Here is a 17,722-nt window from a genome sequence, read left to right as displayed (position 1 = left end):
GAGTATTAACTGTGCGTTACTGGATTTCAGCTTTATTGGTCCTGTTATTAGCTATCGTAGGCTGGCAATGGCAGCAACCTGCAACGGAGAAAATTCACTTTCAAACTCAGGCTATTACTAAAGGTGATATTGAAAGCGTGGTAAACACAGCGGGTACTACACGCGCTGTGGTAACGGTGGAAGTAGGTACCGAAGTATCGGGTTTAATTACCGAGCTGTTGGTCGATTTTAATGATGATGTTACCCAGGGGCAGCTTATTGCCAAACTGGATGATCGAACCTATGTAGCGAAATTACGGCAGTCCGAAGCGGATGTGGTGATGGCCAAGGCCAGTTTGGCTCAGCAAAAAGCCAATCTGCAAAAAGCAGAAACAGATCTAAACAAAACGGCTCGCGCCTATCAGCGCCAGCAAGAATTAATGGCCAGGAAACTGACAAATCAAACGGACCTAGACAATGCGCTGGCTGACTACGAAAATGCCCAAGCACAAATTACCTTGGCTAAAGCCCAGATTAGCAGTGCCGAAGCACAGCTGTTACAGCGAGAAGCGCAACTCGATCAAGCAAAACTAGATTTGGACCGCACGCAGATCCGTTCCCCCGTAAATGGCACAGTCATAGATCGGCAAGTCGATATAGGCCAAACCGTGGCGGCCAGTTTGTCGGCACCGACACTCTTCACCATTGCACAGGATTTACGGCAAATGCAAATTGAGGCCGATGTAGACGAAGCTGACATTGGTAAGCTAACTGAAGGCCAGAATGTGCGTTTTCAGGTGGATGCCTACCCCAACCGGCAGTTTTTGGGTGCGGTGTCACAAGTGCGTAAAGCTGCAACAAATGTGTCTAACGTCGTCACCTATAAAGTGATTATTGATGCACCAAATCAGCAACAACTTTTGTTACCCGGAATGACCGCTAACGTTAACGTTATTCGTGGTCAGCAAGCTGACGTCTTGCGGGTGCCTAATGCTGCGTTACGGTTTAGGCCTGCAGGCACTGGCGCTACCAGGTCAATTCAAACCGCACCAGATATGGCAGCAGAACTGATTAAGACGTTAAACCTTACAGGTGACAAAGCCAGCAGTGTCCGAAAACTTTTTACTGACTTTAATAAAGCTCAGCAGCAAGCCCGTAGTAACACCAGTAACAATCCTATGGCAGATATGCGCCAACAAATGCAGCAATTGCGGCAAAAACTAGGTAACGATTTGCAAATGGTTCTGTCGGAAACAGAATTCCAGCGTTATAGCGAGCTCAGCGCCCAGCGTCGTTCAAATCGTCAGGGAGCGCCAGCCGATCTGGGTACCGCCGCCCAAGTTTGGGTGCTGGATGATAAACAACAGCCTCAGTTGGTGAATATCCGCGTGGGGTTGAGTAATGATGAATACAGTGAGCTATTAAGCGGCAATTTGCAGCTAGATGATAAAGTGATTGTGCGTGCGGTAAGGGTGGATTAGATGACACAGGTGGTAATTGCCAGCAAAGGTATAGAAAAACATTATCAAATGGGCGAGCAACAAGTTAAAGCACTCAAGGGGATCAACGTCGCTATTTATCAGGGGGATTTTGTAGCTGTCATGGGCCCTTCAGGATCAGGTAAGTCAACCTTTATGAATATGCTTGGCTGCTTGGATTCCCCCAGTGCTGGTAACATCACCCTTAAAGGGACCGATGTTACCCATTTAAAAGCGGCAGAACTCGCCGAGATACGGAATCGTTATATTGGCTTTGTGTTTCAACAGTTTAATTTACTCCCCCGCACTACCGCTCTGGATAACGTGATGCTACCACTGCTTTACACCAATATAGGCCGCGCAGAAGCAATTAAACGTGCGAGTGAATGTTTAACCTTAGTGGGGCTGGGCTCTCGGATGGACCATCATCCATCGCAATTATCTGGCGGCCAGCAACAACGGGTCGCTATCGCCAGAGCCTTGGTCAATAAACCCGCTATTATTCTGGCCGATGAACCCACCGGCGCCTTAGATACCGAAACTGGCCTGGAGATTATGGCGTTGTTTCAACAACTGCATAAACAAGGTACCACCTTGGTCTTGGTGACCCATGAGCCCGATATTGCGGCCTTTGCCAGCCGCCAATTGGTCTTTAGGGATGGTCTGTTATTGAGTGACCGTAACAGTGAGCCTGAAGATGCCGGCAACGCACTGCAGCATTTTAGGCAAACACGCTTAGCGGAGGCTTTAACATGAACTTTCTCATGCTAATTAGTGTTGCCTGGGTAGCGCTGAAAGTGAATTTACTGCGTAGTATCCTGACGATGCTAGGTATTATTATTGGTGTTGCGGCGGTCATAATTATGCTGGCTCTGGGTTCAGGTGCCCGTTACGAAGTCGATCAGCAAATAAAAAGTCTTGGTGGGAATGTTTTTATCATCTCTAGCCGGTTGCGCTTTATGGGGGGGGCGCAACAAGCCAGCGGCGGCCAGAGTTTAACTGAAATGGATGCACTAGCGATTGAGAGTCAGATCCCACAAGTTACCGTTGCGGCACCTACAGTGCAGTCTTCTGGTCAGGTGATCTATGGCAATATGAATTGGGCACCATCTATTCTGGGAGTCGATAATAAAATCTATCAGGCGCAAAGCTGGTCTATTGCCGAAGGACGCACTTTTAGTGATAGTGAACTTAGCAGTGCAGGCCGAGTTGCTGTTATCGGCCAAACAGTAAAACATGAACTCTTTGGCGCTAGTGATGCCCTTGGTCAAACTATTCGGATTAATAAAATTCCAGTAACTATTATCGGCGTACTCAATGGTAAGGGGCAAAATACTCAGGGTAATGATCAGGATGATTTAGTCTTTATGCCAATAGATACCGTGCGAAAAAGGATCTCTGGTATTACTCTTTCAAGTCCGAAAGCGGTAAGATCTATTATTGTGCAGGTTGCAGACGAGCGGGATATGGGCTTAGTTGAACAAGAAATGGATGCTCTGTTACGACAACGTTTGCGCACAACGGCTAATGATCAACCCTTCCGGATCCGTAACTTGTCAGAAATGGTCGAAACTCGGGCTCAAACCATGCAAATTTTTAATGGCTTGCTAGCCGCAGTCGCTTCGGTATCATTATTGGTTGGCGGTATCGGTATCATGAATATTATGTTGGTATCAGTGACCGAGCGCACCCGCGAAATTGGTCTGCGGATGGCAGTGGGGGCTAAACCAGCAGATATTATGCGGCAATTTTTAATCGAAGCGGTGTTGCTCTGTGCTTTAGGTGGTGCTTTGGGCCTTAGTTTAGCCGTAGCGGTAACCTGGTCGGTCGAGCATTTTTTACGCTATACCGCTATTATCCAACCCGAAGTGGTGTTGATGAGTATTGGCTTCTCTGCACTGATAGGCGTATTTTTTGGCTACTACCCAGCTAAAAAAGCGGCCCAATTGCAACCGATAGAAGCGCTTCGGTACGAATAAACCGCCGTTTAAATCGGATACAGCCTGGTGCTATTGTAGTAGCGCCAGCACCAATAAGCGGATCCAAATCAGCCACATCACTAAACAACCGAGTAAAAACACTCGAAAACGCGCTCTTAGTACATTATTTCCAATATGAATAAGGGTATGCCAGTATCGTAAGGCAACAAAAACAGCACCCAGCACAACGAAAGTGACATCTGTCAGGCCCAGTTGCAAAATAAAGAGCACACTAAATATGTACAGCATAGGCATCTGGAACTGATTATCAAAATTACGTCCAGTAGCAATAACCTGTTCACTGGCACCCGTTAGATTCATGGTTTGAAAAGCAGCCACGCTGATTTGTTTTTGTTTTGCCGCCGCTATTCGTCGTCGCCCCATAATAACCATCACCAGGCTCGTTAAAAGTACCTGCGCAAATACCGTAATCAATAACCATTTTTCCATCGCACTATTCCTTAATCACTCAGTCTATTAACTTGGCAGTATGCCTTTTTTAAGGTAAAACGCCTATAGCGCTATAACAAATTAACAGCTATGACGTTCATTCAACACAGCGACAACTTAATGATGCAGCACAAACGAGGCACCGATGGATCAAATAAATGCGCTAATGTTAATTAGAAACTTAGCCACAGAAAAAGATGGCTTAGCATTAATTAAACAGCTGGTTAGTTGGTTGCATGAATCGCGCTTTAGTTTTGAACGCAATAAACGTAGTAAAAAACTGCTGGAAACCTTGCAGCAAAACCCAGCCGAAGGTCAGCACATTGCTAACAGCCTGTTGCGCTGGCTTACCAGCGTACACCTTTATCCTGCCTTAGTCAGTTTAGGTGTTTTTTCACGTCGGGGATTTTTTCGGGAGCTTTCGAGCCGTTTATATGAAAAGGTGATGCCGGCACCACGTGATTTAACCGAACTAAAAGACGTACTGGCTGAGATCTTTAAAGAAATTGGCTTTGCCGATGAGGAAATTGTTGAGGGCCCTACGCAGTTTGCCGCTTTCAGTGAATATTTTTTAAGTGTCGTCTGCGCAGAAGCACTGCAACAGTTTGAACGACATCTGCATGAAGAAGCTCTTTGTGCACTAGAGATGCTAAGCGTCTGGATCGCCGCCGAGGAAATGGAACCAGACCTAATGCGCTTAGATAAACGGCTAAATAATATCGACTCTGCTTTTATTGCCCTACACAGAGAATTAAATTTGCTGGTGGTGCATGCCAGAAAACGCCAGCAAGATCCCGAGCTAAGCCCCTACGATTGTGCGCATTATCACGTTATGGTAGCGCAATGTTATGAACAAATTGATCGCTTAAGACGGCGAGCTGCCGCGGCAGGCAGCACAGTTGCCGTAGCGCACCTGTTAGAGCGCCTGGAGCAAACACTAAGCCGTATTGAACAGCTCGTTACTCTGGTAACTGCGGAGCAAGCAGAATCTTTACGTCACTTAAGCTTGCAGCTAAGTGAGCAGTTAATTGATACCAGCCGTGAGAAAAAGAGTGTAAGAGCGCTCTGGCGCAGTAGCACGCAATTGTTATCGAAAAGCATTAGCGTGAATAAAAGCAGTCATGGCGAACACTATATCGCCAGAGATAAAAGCCAGTATTTGGGTTTAATAGCTTCAGCCGCAGGAGCGGGTATTATTATTGCTTGCATGGCGCTGCTTAAAATCTATATTGAAAGCTTAACGCTACCCGCATTTACCAATGCGCTATTAGTAAGTTTAAACTATGGATTGGGCTTTGTACTGATTCATATCTTGGGTCTTACCGTGGCAACAAAACAGCCAGCGATGACAGCCGCTAGTTTTGCTGCCGAAGTTGAAAAAGGCGAAAATGGCCGGGCGGCCCATAAAAAACTGGCATCGCTGCTGTTAGATGTGAATCGCTCACAATGGGCTGCAGTATGGGGTAATGTTAGTGTTGCCGTATTAACTGCTTCGGCTATCGCCTTAGCCTTTTGGTTTTGGCAAGGAGAGCCCTTACTTGACGAAACTGCAGTGAGCTATCAGCTTAAAGCAGTGTCGCCCTGGCATGGTTCATTGTTTTTTGCTGCCGTTGCCGGTATTTGGTTATTTTGCTCGGGTATTATTGCGGGCTTTTTTGAAAATCGCGCTAACTACCTGGACCTTAAATTACGGCTATACCATCACCCACTGCTAAAAAAAATCTTGCCCGATCGCCCGCGTCAGACTTTTGCTAACTATTGGCATGATAATTATGGCGCTTTTGCCGGCAACTTTATCTTCGGTATTCTGCTGGGAATGACCGGCTATCTGGGGTATCTGCTAGGCTTACCCCTGGATATACGCCATGTAGCCTTCGCCTCTGCTAATTTAGGGTACAGTACAGTCAGCGGTGAACTGGGCCCCTTTAGTTTTTTGTTCTACCTTGTGATGGTGCTGCTTATTGGTTTTGTTAATTTGTGGGTCAGTTTTACCTTGGCACTCACCGTAGCCCTGCGCGCCCGCGGCACTCGTATTGGCAAATTTTCGTTACTATTAAAAAGCGTGCAGGAACAAATCAAGCAAAACCCACTTAATTTGTTTCTTCCGGTGGTTACGGTGCAAAAAACCAACCAAACGTCGAAAAAAGTTGATGAGACGCCCACTAAACCAGATGACAAGCCCCAGCCGAACTAAGGTCAATAGCTGCCGCGCCAGCGGCAGCTAAAATTTTTCTTCCCCGTACCTTGTCTTACTACTGTCATCTTATTCCTTTATATTTTTCAGTTATACTGTGCCGTCAAATCTTAGAAGGTTTATGCAATGGCACAATTATATTTTTATTACTCGGCAATGAATGCCGGCAAATCAACCTCGTTGCTGCAAAGTGCTTACAACTATCAGGAACGAGGCATGACAGTGGCTATTTATACCGCAGCACTGGATAACCGTTTTGGACTGGGGAAAGTAAGCTCACGAATTGGCTTAGCAATGGACGCGCATATTTTTGATGAAAAATTTGATTTTTTGATGCATATCAGCCAGTTAAAAGCGCAGGGGCGTTTAGATTGCGTGCTACTAGATGAAGCGCAGTTTTTAAGTAAAACACAGGTTCGGCAACTGACCGACGTGGTTGATAACCTGCATATCCCAGTATTAGCCTTTGGCTTGCGTACTGATTTTTTAGGTGAAACCTTTGCCGGTAGTCAGGCTTTATTAGCCTGGGCAGATAAGCTGATTGAACTGAAAACCATTTGTCACTGTGGCCGTAAAGCGAACTTTGTAGTGCGCTTAGATGAACATGGCAAAGCTGCGACAGCAGGCTCTCAGGTACAAATTGGTGGTAATGAAAGCTATGTCTCGATGTGCCGACAACATTTTAAAGCCCTGGTGTGGCGACACCCAACAACAGATTAATCGGAGTATAAAATGCGAATTCTCTATGGCGTACAGGCAACAGGAAACGGGCATATTAGCCGGGCCAGAGCCATGGAGCAACAATTGCGGCAAGCCGGGGTTACTGTAGATTTTTTGTTTTCGGGCCGGCCTGCTGAGCAATTTTTTGATATGCAGCAATTTGGGCGGTATCAATTGCGCCGAGGCTTAACTTTTATCAGTCAGGCTGGACGGGTGAATTATTGGCAAAGTGCTAAGCAGGCCAGCTTGCGAGAGCTGTGGCGGGATATCCGTAGTTTAGATGTTAGCAGCTATGATCTGGTATTAACCGACTTTGAACCTGTTACTGCCTGGGCCGCTCAACGCCAACAAAAAACCTGTATAGGGATTGGCCACCAGTACGCCTTTTTGCAGCCGATCCCAATGGAGAATGCGAGCCTACTAAGCCACAATATATTTCGCCATTTTGCCCCAGCTAAATTCAGTCTGGGCTTGCATTGGCATCATTTTAATCAACCTATCTTACCTCCGATCATTGATTTACCTAAGATACAAAGCACCTTAGTACCAAAACAGGTACTAGTTTATTTACCCTTTGAAGATCAGCAGCAAGTCATGCGGTTGTTAACTCCGTTAACCGACTTCACCTTTAGTATTTACGGCCCAGGTTTAACCATTGGCACCTATGGCCATATTCGTACCCAACCACCATCGTTACAGGCTTTTAAAACGGATTTGCTGCAAAGTGAAGCAGTGCTCAGTAACGCTGGCTTTGAGCTGATAAGCGAAGCGCTACAATTACAAAAACATATTCTGGTTAAACCGCTACAAGGACAAATGGAACAACAATCTAATGCACTGGCGTTAACTCAATTGAAACTCGCCAGTAGAGCAAATACCTTAAGCACTAAAATTATTGCCGAATGGCTTAATGGCCCAAGAGTGGCAAACAACATACAGTATCCTAATGTGGCTGCAGCTATTTGTGACTGGCTGTTGCAAGACACTCCTGACCAAGCACAGCGCTTGGTAAAAGCGCTCTGGTAACTGACATCAACGAATAGATAATGGCAGGAAAAGACTCAGCAACTAATCAGTTAGTAATAAAGCGCATAGCGCCTTAAGTTTTGAAATCGATACGCTGATGGATATTATGCCAATTATCGGGGAATTGGCCCTGCAGTACATAAGAGAAAGCGATCAGCTCAGCGATAATAAGATATAATTCTTTGGGGATTTGCTCGCCTAGTTGTAACTGGCTAAGTAATTTGGTCAGCTCAGCATCTTCGTGGATCAGCACTCCATGCTCACGTGCTAACGAAATAATATCCGAGGCTAGCTGTCCATGCCCTTTAGCCACTATGACGGGTGCGTTTTTACCATCATATTTCAGTGCAGCAGCGCTTTGCTCGGGTATTTTAGCCATAAGCTATTTAACGTTTTTCTGTTGATGTAAATTATATAGTAGCTCAGCTTCTGCCCTTGGCAGTTCGCACTCACGAATAATTTCTTCTAAATCAGCGCCGAGCTCTACCATTTTCATTGCTCTGCTATATATTTTGCTCTCAGGATCACTGAGCGCTATCGCATCTTGCTGCTCTTGTAACTGCAACACTTGTAGTTTTAATAACTGCTGCTGTTCTTGCAAATCCAATACTCTTTGCCCAACACCAATAACACCAGCACGCAATTCCTCAGTTTCGGTCTGTGTGATGCTGCTTTGCTGCTGGCTAGCTTCAAACTGTGAGCTAAGTAAGCTTAAAGATTGTTGCTGCGCACGCCATTGTTGCCGGCACCGCAGCCAAAGTACCAGCAGCAATATTAAAAAAATGGCATTAAGTAGCCAGGGTAGCAAGCTAAGGTTAATCATTAGATACTGCTGATTTCATCCCATTCATCATCATTAAGCAGCTTATTAAGATCGACTAATATTAATAATTCACCTTCACGATTTGCAACACCTTGAATAAAACGAGCACTTTCGTCAGTGCCAACGTTAGGCGCAACATCTATTTCAGATTGTTTTAGATATACCACCTCGGCAACGCTATCTACCAAAATGCCAATAACCTGTTTCTCTGCTTCAATAATAACAACTCTTGTGTTATCGGTAACTTCTGCTGGTGGCAGTCCGAAACGGGCTCTGGTATCAATCACGGTAACGACATTACCACGCAGGTTGATGATGCCCAACACATAATCCGGTGAACCGGGAACCGGAGCAATTTCTGAATAGCGTAGTACTTCTTGTACTTGCATTACGTTGATACCATAGGTTTCCTCTTGCAAGCGAAAAGTCACCCATTGTAATACCTGATCAGTGGCCTGGTTCTTATCTGCCGTTTGGGAAATTTTATTACTCATCTACAGCTCCTCATTGGTCTGCCTGTTCAGGCGTTGATGTCCAGGCCTCGGCCTAACAGGGTTATTAGCTCTTCTACATCAACTAACACACACATATGTTCTTTAATTAATCCAGCCATCCAGGGCCGCTTACCTTCATGCTCACGCCATTTAATTTGTTCTGGTTCAAGCGTGATAGTATCAATCAAGGTCTCACAACAAAGACCCCAGTTACTACTGCCGAGCATAACAAGATATTGATAGTTTAACCCTTGTGCCAGCGTTGCGTCATATTTTTCTGGCATAATCCAGCGAGCGGTATCAACAACATTCAGTTTTTGCTCCCGATACAACATTACACCTTTGAACCAGCTAGGCTTACCAAACAAGGTATTAATATCAGTAAGTTCGTGAATGCCACCCAACTCAGTCAACGGCACTGCTACTTTAAGCCCCGCTACACTAAAAAACAATGCCTGAAACCTGCTGTTACGGTAGGCTTTTTCAACTGGAGCCTTAACTGGCGCAGGAGCAGCCAGGCGCTGTGCTACCGGAATATCGCGTTGTAACAAATTAGGGCTATTCGTATCAACAGTACTTTTTGCTGCCAGTTGCACCAGCTTGGTCATAGGTGGTGTTGGTGAGGCAACTACAGGTTTTGCTGTTTGAGTCACAACGGGTGTTGCAATAGCGGGTTTTGTAGCTACGGGAACCGCTTGTGCCAGTAATTTATTTAACTCGGCCTTTTTTTCATCCGCTAGCGCCGGTTTAACCGGCGTTTCAACAGCATCTTCTTCTGTTAATAATGCCTTAAGATAATGCTGAATCACTTTCTGGCTAGCTATTAAATGGCTCATGTTAAGCCTCCGGTGCCAGTTGCAACAAGTAGGTCAGCAGCGTGTTGTAAGCGAAAACGCCGCGTGATGCTCCGGCAAAGGCATTCGGTGGTGTCTGTGCTAGCGAAGCATCACGGAATTTTGTATCTATAGGTACGACCGCTGACCACACTTTATCTTGATACTTGGCTTTGAGTTCTTTATAAGCCTCTAAAGACGCTTTAGTGCGTTTGTCGTACATAGTAGGAATAATGGTGAAAGCCAAATCTTGCTGGGAACTACGCATTAAAGCCATGGTTGCAATCATACGTTCCAGGCCTTTTAAGGCTAAAAATTCAGTTTGTACCGGTATTAATACTCTATCGCAGGCTGCTAGCGCATTTACCATAAGTACGCCCATAACAGGCGGACAATCTATAAGCACGTAGTCATAATCCTTGGCAATTAACTGCAGGGCTTTTTTAACAATCAACCCCATACCACCTTTATTGCCCATAGATCTATCCAAGGTGGCAAGTGACATAGAAGCCGGCAAAATGTCTAATCTTTCTGCCGTACTAGGACAAAGCGACTGTAAAATTTCTTCGCGAGTGATATTTTTACCACGCACAAAAATATCATAAACACTCACCTCGAGCTCTTCGGCATCAATACCAAAATAATAGGTAAGTGAGGCGTGCGGATCAGTATCGACCAATAACACACGATAGCCTCGCTCGGCGAGCAAGCCTCCAAGTGTTACTGTGGTCGTGGTTTTACCTACACCACCTTTTTGATTTGCTATTGTCCAAATGACCAATTTACGGATCCTGTCTATCTGACTTAGCATCAGGGTTATCCTGACGCGTTGTAATACGAATACCACCACCCGGTAGAGGCACAACCTGAATAGAGCCATCAGCCTGAGTAACGTTTTGTAATTGTTGTTCTAACACGGCATTTTGTTCTGTTGCCTTTTGTGCTTCTGACTGATACCCAAAACGAGAGATAGCGATGACCACTTTGCGGTTCTCTGCTCTGCCGCTGGCTGTCGCATTATCTGCAGTTGGGTAGTATTCACCAAACCCCTCTATCGCCATTCGATGCGATGGCGTACCCAGAGTTTCCAGTATCCGTAGCACTGATGTCGCTCGAGCAACTGATAACTCCCAATTAGATGAAAACACTTCATTGCGAATAGGAATATTATCAGTATAGCCGCGAACTCTTAAAAAATTATTGATCGGGTTAATGATTTTACTAATTTCTTGCAGTACCGTTCTGGCTGAGTTAGTGGCTGTAGCGCTGCCAGAAGCAAATAATAATCCACTATTTAGTTCAATCACCAACCAGTCGTCATCTTGAATAAGCTTGGCTACTCCCTGCCCAATCAAATCACTAAGTGCCAATCGTAGATCTTGCTCAATCAGCTGCAGTGGGCTTCCCAAATGTTGTTGCCGTACATCAGATAACGTTGTCGCGTTAGCAACCTCTTTAGGTGTGGACGGTTGATTGACAGCGGCTCCTGAAAACCCAAACTCTGAGTTCCCCGAAACAGGGGGTAAAGAGCTCGCAGGACCGAGACTATCTTGGCGCGGTGACTTTTCGAAAATTTTGGTAATAGACTCGGTCAACGCATTAAACTCATCTTGCTTTAGCAAAGAAAGCGCGTAGAGAACAACAAAGAGTGCAAACATCAGCGTCATATAATCCGCATAGGATACCAACCAGCGATCAAGCTCTTCGCGTTCGGGTTGCTGTCTTAAACGGCGATGTCGGTACATTGCTTAGCCTTGCCAGTAGGCGGCCAGTTTGTGTTCAATAAGCCGCGGATTTTGTCCCTGAGCTATCGAAACAAGCCCTTCAATAATCAGTTCGCGATACAAGCTTTGCTGCTGTATTAGGTTCTTCAACTTGTTCCCCACCGGGATAAACAGCAGATTTGCAAAGCCTACGCCATAGATGGTAGCCACAAAAGCGGTTGCAATTCCTAACCCAAGCAAATCTGGATCACTAATATGACTAAGTGCCTGAATTAACCCCAGAACTGCACCGATAATACCAATAGTAGGGCTATATCCACCCATTGCATCATAAATACGAGCCCCCCGCAGTAAACGTTCCTGCTCAAGGCTTAATTCGGCATCCAGCGTAGCTTGTATTGATTGTGCTTCAACACCATCGACCAGTAAATTCAAACCTCGATGCAAAAATGTATCAGACTCTTCTAAAGCCACAGACTCCAACGACAAAAAACCGTTCACCCGAGCGGCGGTTCCCCACTCGACGATCCGTTCGGTAGTCGCTTGTACATTTAATCCATTTTGTTTAAATACCCAAGGCAACATACTTAGCCCCAGCCGAAACTGCGCAAAAGGCGTTTGTAGCATTACAGCACCTATGGTGCCGCCAAAGACAATCACAAAAGCAGGGAAATGTAAGAGAGTGCTTAACGTCCCTCCTTCGAGCATAAAGCCACCAGCAACGGCCAATACAGCTAACAGAAAGCCGCTTAACGCCAGTTTATCCATGCTTAAGTTCCGTCAACATTCGAGTTGCGACATCCGTTAGGGTAATTTCCGCATCCATCAAACCAGCGGCAGCTATGGCCTGCGGCATACCGTAGACCACACAGCTAGCTTCATCCTGCGCCCAGATGGTTGAGCCTTGCTGTTTTAAGAGTCTTGCCCCCTCTCGGCCATCCGCCCCCATTCCCGTTAACACTATAGCTAATACTTTATCGTGATAAACCCGGGCAGCGGTAGCAAACGTAATGTCGACACTTGGTTTAAATGTTATTCTTGGCGAATCGTCTTCTTTAATGCGCAATCTGGCTTGATGATCATTACCTTCAATTAGCATTTGTTTGCCACCTGGAGCTAAATAAGCAACTCCAGGGCGCAGTAAATCATTGTCTTCCGCTTCTTTAATTTCTATTTTCGCCAGCGTATTTAACCGCTGCGCAAAAGCGCCCGTAAAAGCTGCTGGCATGTGCTGTATCAGAATTATCGGTAAGGGAAAACTCGCCGGTAGCGCCGTTAAAATACGTTGCAAGGCAACCGGTCCCCCGGTAGAAGTACCTATAGCAACCAATTTGTACTCTTTACCACTGCTTGTGGCATGATGTCTACCAGCGACTAAGGCCGCACGCTCAGTCAGCTTGGGACGCTCTAACATACTGCGGGCGGTTAACGGCTTGGCTGGCTCAGTTACTGCTCGTTGTGGTTCACTCAATGTTCGTCCAGTTAAAGAGGAACTGCGTGCTAAAGCCGAGTTACTAAAGGTCGTCCGTCCCAGAGGCCGACGCCGAGCCACCGCTTTAACGCGTTCCCGCAATACCTCGGCAGCCTCTTGTTTATCCCGGGCAATATCCTCGAACTTCTTAGGTAAGAAATCAACCGCACCGGCATCTAACGCATCTAACGTAGCCTTAGCGCCTTCGTGGGTTAACGAAGAAAACATAAGGATAGGGATCCGCTGCGCCTGCATTATTTCGCGTACCGCTGAAATCCCATCCAAAACTGGCATTTCAATATCCATCGTAATAACATCAGGCTTTAGCGCTAAGGCTTTGTCAACAGCTTCACGACCATTGTTAGCAGTGTCTATCACCTCTAACTCTGCATCAGCCGACAATATTTCGGTGAGCCTACGTCGGAAGAAGCTGGAGTCATCAACAATCAAAACCCTAATGGTCATGCCACTCTCACTTAAGCATGCAGTTTATTAAACCGCTCAAATTTAACCTTAGATTTCTTGGCATAATGTTTTAGCAAGTTGGGCACATCTAAAATCAAGGCTATACCGCCATCAGAGGTAATAGTTGCACCGGCCATTCCAGGGGTTCCCTGCAGTAAGGCATCAAGCGCTTTAATCACCACTTCTTCTTGACCAATTAACTGATCGACTACAAAACCAACCTGCTGTGTACCAATCTGCACGATCACCACATGGCCTTGTTCACGCCGTATTTTTCTATCTGAACCTTTAACCAGCCAGTGCTCGAGATAAAAGAGCGGTATGGCTTTGTTCCTAACCACTATCGTCAATTGACCATCAACGATGTTAGTTTTTGCCAGATCAAGATGGAAGATTTCATTCACACCAGCTAAGGGTAAAGCAAAAGTTTGCTTGCCTACCATTACCATTAAGGTCGGTAAAATAGCTAGCGTGAGTGGTACTTTAATTTCCAGCAAGGTACCTTCACCCAGCTTGGAGTGGATATGCACAGTGCCGTTTAGCTGGGTAATTTTGGTTTTCACCACATCCATACCCACACCACGACCCGAGATATCCGATATTTGCTCTTTGGTAGAAAAACCAGGGGCAAAAATCAGATTAAAGGCTTCAGTATCAGACATTCTGGTCGCAGCATCAGCATCAATAACACCACGTTTAATAGCCAGACCTTTTAGTTTCTCAGGATCCATTCCTGCACCATCGTCTTGGATGGTTAGTAAAATATGATCCCCTGCCTGAGTTGCCGCTAACTTAACAACACCGGTTCGTGGCTTTCCTGCTGCTTGGCGCACTTCAGGCATTTCGATGCCATGATCTACCGAGTTTCTAACCAAATGCACCAGCGGATCAGCCAGAGCCTCAACCAAGTTTTTATCTAAATCAGTTTCTTCGCCTTCCAAAACCAGATCGATGTCTTTTTTCAAGGAGCGTGCTAAATCACGTACAACCCGGGGGAAACGACCGAAAACCTTTTTAATAGGCTGCATCCGGGTTTTCATCACCGCGCCTTGAATATCAGCGGTCACTACGTCCAGATTTGCGATGGCTTTGCTCATTTCTTCATTTTGCGCCGTACCCGACAGACTGACTAACCGGTTACGTACCAGCACCAGCTCACCTACCATATTCATAATCTGGTCAAGCCGCTTTGTATCAACACGCACTGTGGTTTCAGCCGCCGCAGCAGCCTTATCTGCCACAGGCGCTGGCGGAGTATCTGCTGCTTTTGCCGGTACCGGAGAAGGTGTGACAGGTGCGGGCGCACTGACAGGCTCTGAATTGGGTTTCGACACAACGATAGGTGCCTTACCCTTGCCATGTAACTGATCAAGAAGCGCTTCAAATTCGTCGTCAGAAATATCGTCACCACTATTACCTGAGTTGGTAATGGGTGCCGGAGCAGCATCGGCAGGCTTCTCTGCTTTGAAGCTACCTTTGCCATGAAGTTGATCAAGTAACGCTTCGAATTCATCGTCAGTAATATCATCGCCAGAGGCTGCATTACTTGGGGTAGCAACTGCTGTTACCGCTTGACCAGGAGCCTTAGCACCATGCAATTCATCAAGCATTCGCTCGAATTCATCTTCAGTAATACTTTCAATGTCCTGATTATCAGTGTCTGCTGTAACAGGCTTGGTATGCTGAGGTTCAGGGGTTTTCACCGGCTCGGGCGCTTTAACAGCGACAGGCGCCACCTCGCCTGCAGTTTCAGGCTCACTGTAATAGTGTAATGCAGCCAATAACTCAGGTGCTGCCGGTGTTAAAGGTTGTTTGGCATTGACCTCTGTAAACATCCCATTTACTGCATCCAGTGCTTGTAAGATGGTGTCCATAAGCTCAGGTGTAATGCTACGTTTGCCAGTACGTAAAATATCAAACACGTTCTCTGCACCGTGGCAAGCGTCAACCAGTTCAGTCAGTGACAGAAAACCCGCACCACCTTTCACTGTATGGAAGCCACGGAAAATAGCATTAAGCAAAGCGGCGTCTTGAGGATTATTCTCTAACTCAACGAGCTGCTCTTGCAACAACTCCAGAATTTCACCGGCTTCTACCAGAAAATCCTGAAGAATATCTTCATCCATATCAAAACTCATCTGCAGACACCTCTGTTAAAAACCTAAGCTCGACAGTAAATCATCAACGTCATCCTGCCCGGAAACAACATCATTCCGCTCAGCGGCATCAATAATGGGGCCTTCAGCGGTAACCGCTGTTTTAGGTTTGCTTTTCGTCGGCTTTTGTTCCAGCAGTTTGGGATTCGCATTACCAAAAGCAGTTAATAAGCCAATTAGGCTTTCTTCTACTTCCCGCACCAGCTCAATCACACGCCGTAGAATTTGCCCGGTTAAATCCTGATAATCCTGCGCCATCAACACGTCAGTCAGTAAATTATTCAAACGAGTAGACTCAGCCACCGTCTGTAATAAGAAACTATCGATACCGTGGCATAAGGTTTTAAACTCACCCAGTTCTAAATCCCGGTTCATCAACCGTTGCCACTGTGGCATGAGCTGGTTTAATTGAGCACTAATCTGGTCCGCTATTGGTAAACACGACTCAACGGCGTCCATGGTACGATTAGCCGCTTGCTCTGTCATATCAATGACATGGTTAAGTCGCTTTTTAGCGTCAGGGATATCCTCTTCCAGAATGTTACTTAAGGAGGGATCTATCTGAAAGTTTTTAAGTGAATCATGGAGCTGCCGGGTTAATTTCCCCACCTCAGCAAAGAGTTCAGAAGAACCGGGCAAACCAAGCTGTTGTACCAGCTGGTTTGCGATATCCTGCTCTCCCATTTCCAATAATTGGACTAGTTCTTTGGCTTGTTCAAGCGTAATAAGTGGGACCGTAGTCTCAGGCATGGCTTTACTCCTTGGAAGATACGGCCTAACCGATCCGCTCAAATACTTTCGCCAGCTTTTCCTGTAACGTCGCCGCAGTAAAAGGTTTGACGATATAACCATTTACACCAGCTTGCGCTGCCGCAATGATCTGTTCCTTTTTAGCTTCGGCGGTAACCATTAATACGGGTATGTGCTTTAGCTTTGCATCAGCACGAATTGCCCGCAATAAGTCTATACCTTGCATACCAGGCATATTCCAGTCTGTTACCACAAAGTCAAAATCTCCGCTTTGTAGCATCGGCAGTGCCGTGCTGCCATCGTCAGCTTCTGAAATATTTGTAAAACCAAGATCGCGCAATAGGTTTTTAATGATACGTCTCATGGTCGAAAAATCGTCGACTACGAGAATTTTCATATTTTTATCCAAAGTCCCCTCCGAAGAGAAAGTCATCCCGCCATTCAGGATGCATTACAACCAAGCCTGCATTCGGGCTTTTAAACGCACCAATGCCTGACTATGAATCTGACTGATCCGTGACTCGCTGACATCCAGCACCGCCCCGATCTCTTTCAAGTTTAGCTCATCATTATAATAAAGTGACAGAACTAACGCCTCACGCTCTGGCAAGCTACTGATATTTTTTGCCAAAGCTTCACTGAAAGCGCTATTTGCTTGTTCATGGTACAGCTGGTCAGTGTCTATGTCATCTGATGTAACTAACACATCTTCAGAAATACCCAGATCCTCTATACCAATAATACGACCAGAGCTAACGTCACATAGCATATGATGATATTCATCTAAAGAGATAGCAAGTTTTTCTGCAACTTCATGATCTTTTACATCTCTGCCTAGTATAGCTTCAAGTTCAGCAATAGTATCGGCTATTAACCTGGCATTGCGATGTACGGAGCGAGGAGTCCAGTCACCACGGCGAATTTCATCCAGCATAGAGCCACGAATACGAATACCAGCGAAGGTCTCAAAACTCGCGCCTTTGCTGCCATCAAAGTTTTTTGCAGCTTCGATTAGACCTATCATGCCGGACTGAATTAAGTCGTCTACCTGCACACTGGCCGGGAGACGGGCCAATAGATGATAAGCAATACGTTTAACCAGTGAAGCATGCCGCTCCACCAGTTGTTGCGTGTGGTCTATACCACCATAAGCGGCCACCTTACTGTTCACAGGTCCCCC

The 17,722-nt window shown here is 46.0% G+C and carries 18 protein-coding genes and 2 pseudogenes; 7 read left to right on the top strand and 13 right to left on the bottom strand.

Annotated elements, in window-relative coordinates:
* The first annotated feature begins 11 nt into the window (after nt 1-11).
* The 4 genes and pseudogenes from IE163_RS10050 to IE163_RS18040 all read left to right on the top strand — a co-directional run.
* Nucleotides 12-1,460 carry an efflux RND transporter periplasmic adaptor subunit gene (locus IE163_RS10050; protein WP_229833513.1) on the top strand — a complete coding sequence of 483 codons (1,449 nt, stop codon included), beginning with the start codon at nt 12-14 and terminating at the stop codon, nt 1,458-1,460.
* Nucleotides 1,461-2,213 (top strand): ABC transporter ATP-binding protein, encoded by a 753-nt coding sequence (locus tag IE163_RS10045; protein WP_189432814.1) that lies wholly within the window; start codon nt 1,461-1,463, stop codon nt 2,211-2,213.
* Nucleotides 2,210-2,941 (top strand): annotated as a pseudogene (locus IE163_RS18045) (ABC transporter permease); the annotation flags it as partial. The gene IE163_RS10045 and the pseudogene IE163_RS18045, both read left to right, overlap by 4 nt.
* A gap of 135 nt (nt 2,942-3,076) precedes the next feature.
* Nucleotides 3,077-3,436: pseudogene (locus tag IE163_RS18040) on the top strand (ABC transporter permease); the annotation flags it as partial.
* A 30-nt stretch (nt 3,437-3,466) separates the two neighbouring features.
* Here the strand turns inward: IE163_RS18040 and IE163_RS10035 are convergent.
* On the bottom strand, nt 3,467-3,886 hold the full coding sequence (locus IE163_RS10035) for an MAPEG family protein (protein ID WP_189432810.1): 420 nt from the start codon (nt 3,884-3,886) through the stop codon (nt 3,467-3,469).
* Between the two features lie 145 nt (nt 3,887-4,031).
* On the opposite strand from IE163_RS10035, the gene IE163_RS10030 reads away from it, so the two are divergent.
* The 3 genes from IE163_RS10030 (at nt 4,032) to IE163_RS10020 (ending at nt 7,826) form a co-directional block, all read left to right on the top strand.
* Complete coding sequence (locus IE163_RS10030; protein ID WP_189432808.1) at nt 4,032-6,080, top strand: transporter-like protein; 2,049 nt, start codon at nt 4,032-4,034, stop codon at nt 6,078-6,080.
* A 126-nt stretch (nt 6,081-6,206) separates the two neighbouring features.
* Entirely contained in the window at nt 6,207-6,800 is a 594-nt protein-coding gene (locus IE163_RS10025; RefSeq protein WP_189432807.1) for a thymidine kinase, read from the top strand.
* Between the two features lie 12 nt (nt 6,801-6,812).
* Complete coding sequence (locus IE163_RS10020; RefSeq protein WP_189432805.1) at nt 6,813-7,826, top strand: MJ1255/VC2487 family glycosyltransferase; 1,014 nt, start codon at nt 6,813-6,815, stop codon at nt 7,824-7,826.
* A 73-nt stretch (nt 7,827-7,899) separates the two neighbouring features.
* Here IE163_RS10020 and IE163_RS10015 read toward each other — a convergent pair whose 3' ends face one another.
* The 12 genes from IE163_RS10015 to IE163_RS09960 are packed head-to-tail and all read right to left on the bottom strand — an operon-like array spanning nt 7,900 to nt 17,713.
* Nucleotides 7,900-8,205 carry an EscU/YscU/HrcU family type III secretion system export apparatus switch protein gene (locus IE163_RS10015; protein WP_189432803.1) on the bottom strand — a complete coding sequence of 102 codons (306 nt, stop codon included), beginning with the start codon at nt 8,203-8,205 and terminating at the stop codon, nt 7,900-7,902.
* A 3-nt stretch (nt 8,206-8,208) separates the two neighbouring features.
* Nucleotides 8,209-8,649: a DUF2802 domain-containing protein gene (locus IE163_RS10010; protein ID WP_189432801.1), complete on the bottom strand. Its 441-nt coding sequence runs from the start codon at nt 8,647-8,649 to the stop codon at nt 8,209-8,211.
* Nucleotides 8,649-9,143: a chemotaxis protein CheW gene (locus IE163_RS10005; protein WP_189432799.1), complete on the bottom strand. Its 495-nt coding sequence runs from the start codon at nt 9,141-9,143 to the stop codon at nt 8,649-8,651. Before IE163_RS10005 ends, IE163_RS10010 begins: the two co-directional genes overlap by 1 nt.
* Before the next feature lie 26 nt (nt 9,144-9,169).
* A complete protein-coding gene (locus IE163_RS10000) occupies nt 9,170-9,979 on the bottom strand; it encodes a chemotaxis protein CheW (RefSeq protein ID WP_189432797.1) in 810 nt (269 codons plus the stop codon).
* 1 nt (nt 9,980) lies between these two features.
* Entirely contained in the window at nt 9,981-10,757 is a 777-nt protein-coding gene (locus IE163_RS09995; protein WP_189432999.1) for a ParA family protein, read from the bottom strand.
* A gap of 1 nt (nt 10,758) precedes the next feature.
* Nucleotides 10,759-11,721 (bottom strand): OmpA family protein, encoded by a 963-nt coding sequence (locus IE163_RS09990; RefSeq protein WP_189432794.1) that lies wholly within the window; start codon nt 11,719-11,721, stop codon nt 10,759-10,761.
* 3 nt (nt 11,722-11,724) lie between these two features.
* Complete coding sequence (locus IE163_RS09985) at nt 11,725-12,468, bottom strand: flagellar motor protein (protein WP_189432792.1); 744 nt, start codon at nt 12,466-12,468, stop codon at nt 11,725-11,727.
* A complete protein-coding gene (locus IE163_RS09980; protein ID WP_189432790.1) occupies nt 12,461-13,636 on the bottom strand; it encodes a protein-glutamate methylesterase/protein-glutamine glutaminase in 1,176 nt (391 codons plus the stop codon). Before IE163_RS09980 ends, IE163_RS09985 begins: the two co-directional genes overlap by 8 nt.
* Before the next feature lie 11 nt (nt 13,637-13,647).
* On the bottom strand, nt 13,648-15,774 hold the full coding sequence (locus IE163_RS09975) for a chemotaxis protein CheA (protein ID WP_189432789.1): 2,127 nt from the start codon (nt 15,772-15,774) through the stop codon (nt 13,648-13,650).
* A gap of 15 nt (nt 15,775-15,789) precedes the next feature.
* Nucleotides 15,790-16,542 (bottom strand): protein phosphatase CheZ, encoded by a 753-nt coding sequence (locus IE163_RS09970; RefSeq protein WP_189432787.1) that lies wholly within the window; start codon nt 16,540-16,542, stop codon nt 15,790-15,792.
* Between the two features lie 25 nt (nt 16,543-16,567).
* Nucleotides 16,568-16,951: a chemotaxis response regulator CheY gene (gene cheY / locus IE163_RS09965; RefSeq protein ID WP_189432784.1), complete on the bottom strand. Its 384-nt coding sequence runs from the start codon at nt 16,949-16,951 to the stop codon at nt 16,568-16,570.
* A 42-nt stretch (nt 16,952-16,993) separates the two neighbouring features.
* The gene (locus IE163_RS09960; RefSeq protein WP_189432781.1) at nt 16,994-17,713 is read right to left on the bottom strand and encodes an RNA polymerase sigma factor FliA; all 720 of its coding nucleotides are present in this window, start codon (nt 17,711-17,713) and stop codon (nt 16,994-16,996) included.
* Between the last annotated feature and the right edge of the window lie 9 nt (nt 17,714-17,722).

Source organism: Alishewanella longhuensis, from assembly GCF_014653435.1.
Classification (GTDB): domain Bacteria; phylum Pseudomonadota; class Gammaproteobacteria; order Enterobacterales; family Alteromonadaceae; genus Alishewanella; species Alishewanella longhuensis.
This window is presented reverse-complemented; position numbering and strand designations above follow the sequence as displayed.

Coding starts and splice junctions, on each gene's coding strand:
- IE163_RS10045 (WP_189432814.1), top strand. CDS start 1,461: ATGACACAGGTGGTAATTGCCAGCAAAGGTATAGAAAAACATTATCAA.
- IE163_RS10035 (WP_189432810.1), bottom strand. CDS start 3,886: ATGGAAAAATGGTTATTGATTACGGTATTTGCGCAGGTACTTTTAACG.
- IE163_RS10030 (WP_189432808.1), top strand. CDS start 4,032: ATGGATCAAATAAATGCGCTAATGTTAATTAGAAACTTAGCCACAGAA.
- IE163_RS10025 (WP_189432807.1), top strand. CDS start 6,207: ATGGCACAATTATATTTTTATTACTCGGCAATGAATGCCGGCAAATCA.
- IE163_RS10020 (WP_189432805.1), top strand. CDS start 6,813: ATGCGAATTCTCTATGGCGTACAGGCAACAGGAAACGGGCATATTAGC.
- IE163_RS10015 (WP_189432803.1), bottom strand. CDS start 8,205: ATGGCTAAAATACCCGAGCAAAGCGCTGCTGCACTGAAATATGATGGT.
- IE163_RS10010 (WP_189432801.1), bottom strand. CDS start 8,649: ATGATTAACCTTAGCTTGCTACCCTGGCTACTTAATGCCATTTTTTTA.
- IE163_RS10005 (WP_189432799.1), bottom strand. CDS start 9,143: ATGAGTAATAAAATTTCCCAAACGGCAGATAAGAACCAGGCCACTGAT.
- IE163_RS10000 (WP_189432797.1), bottom strand. CDS start 9,979: ATGAGCCATTTAATAGCTAGCCAGAAAGTGATTCAGCATTATCTTAAG.
- IE163_RS09990 (WP_189432794.1), bottom strand. CDS start 11,721: ATGTACCGACATCGCCGTTTAAGACAGCAACCCGAACGCGAAGAGCTT.
- IE163_RS09985 (WP_189432792.1), bottom strand. CDS start 12,468: ATGGATAAACTGGCGTTAAGCGGCTTTCTGTTAGCTGTATTGGCCGTT.
- IE163_RS09980 (WP_189432790.1), bottom strand. CDS start 13,636: ATGACCATTAGGGTTTTGATTGTTGATGACTCCAGCTTCTTCCGACGT.
- IE163_RS09975 (WP_189432789.1), bottom strand. CDS start 15,774: ATGAGTTTTGATATGGATGAAGATATTCTTCAGGATTTTCTGGTAGAA.
- IE163_RS09970 (WP_189432787.1), bottom strand. CDS start 16,542: ATGCCTGAGACTACGGTCCCACTTATTACGCTTGAACAAGCCAAAGAA.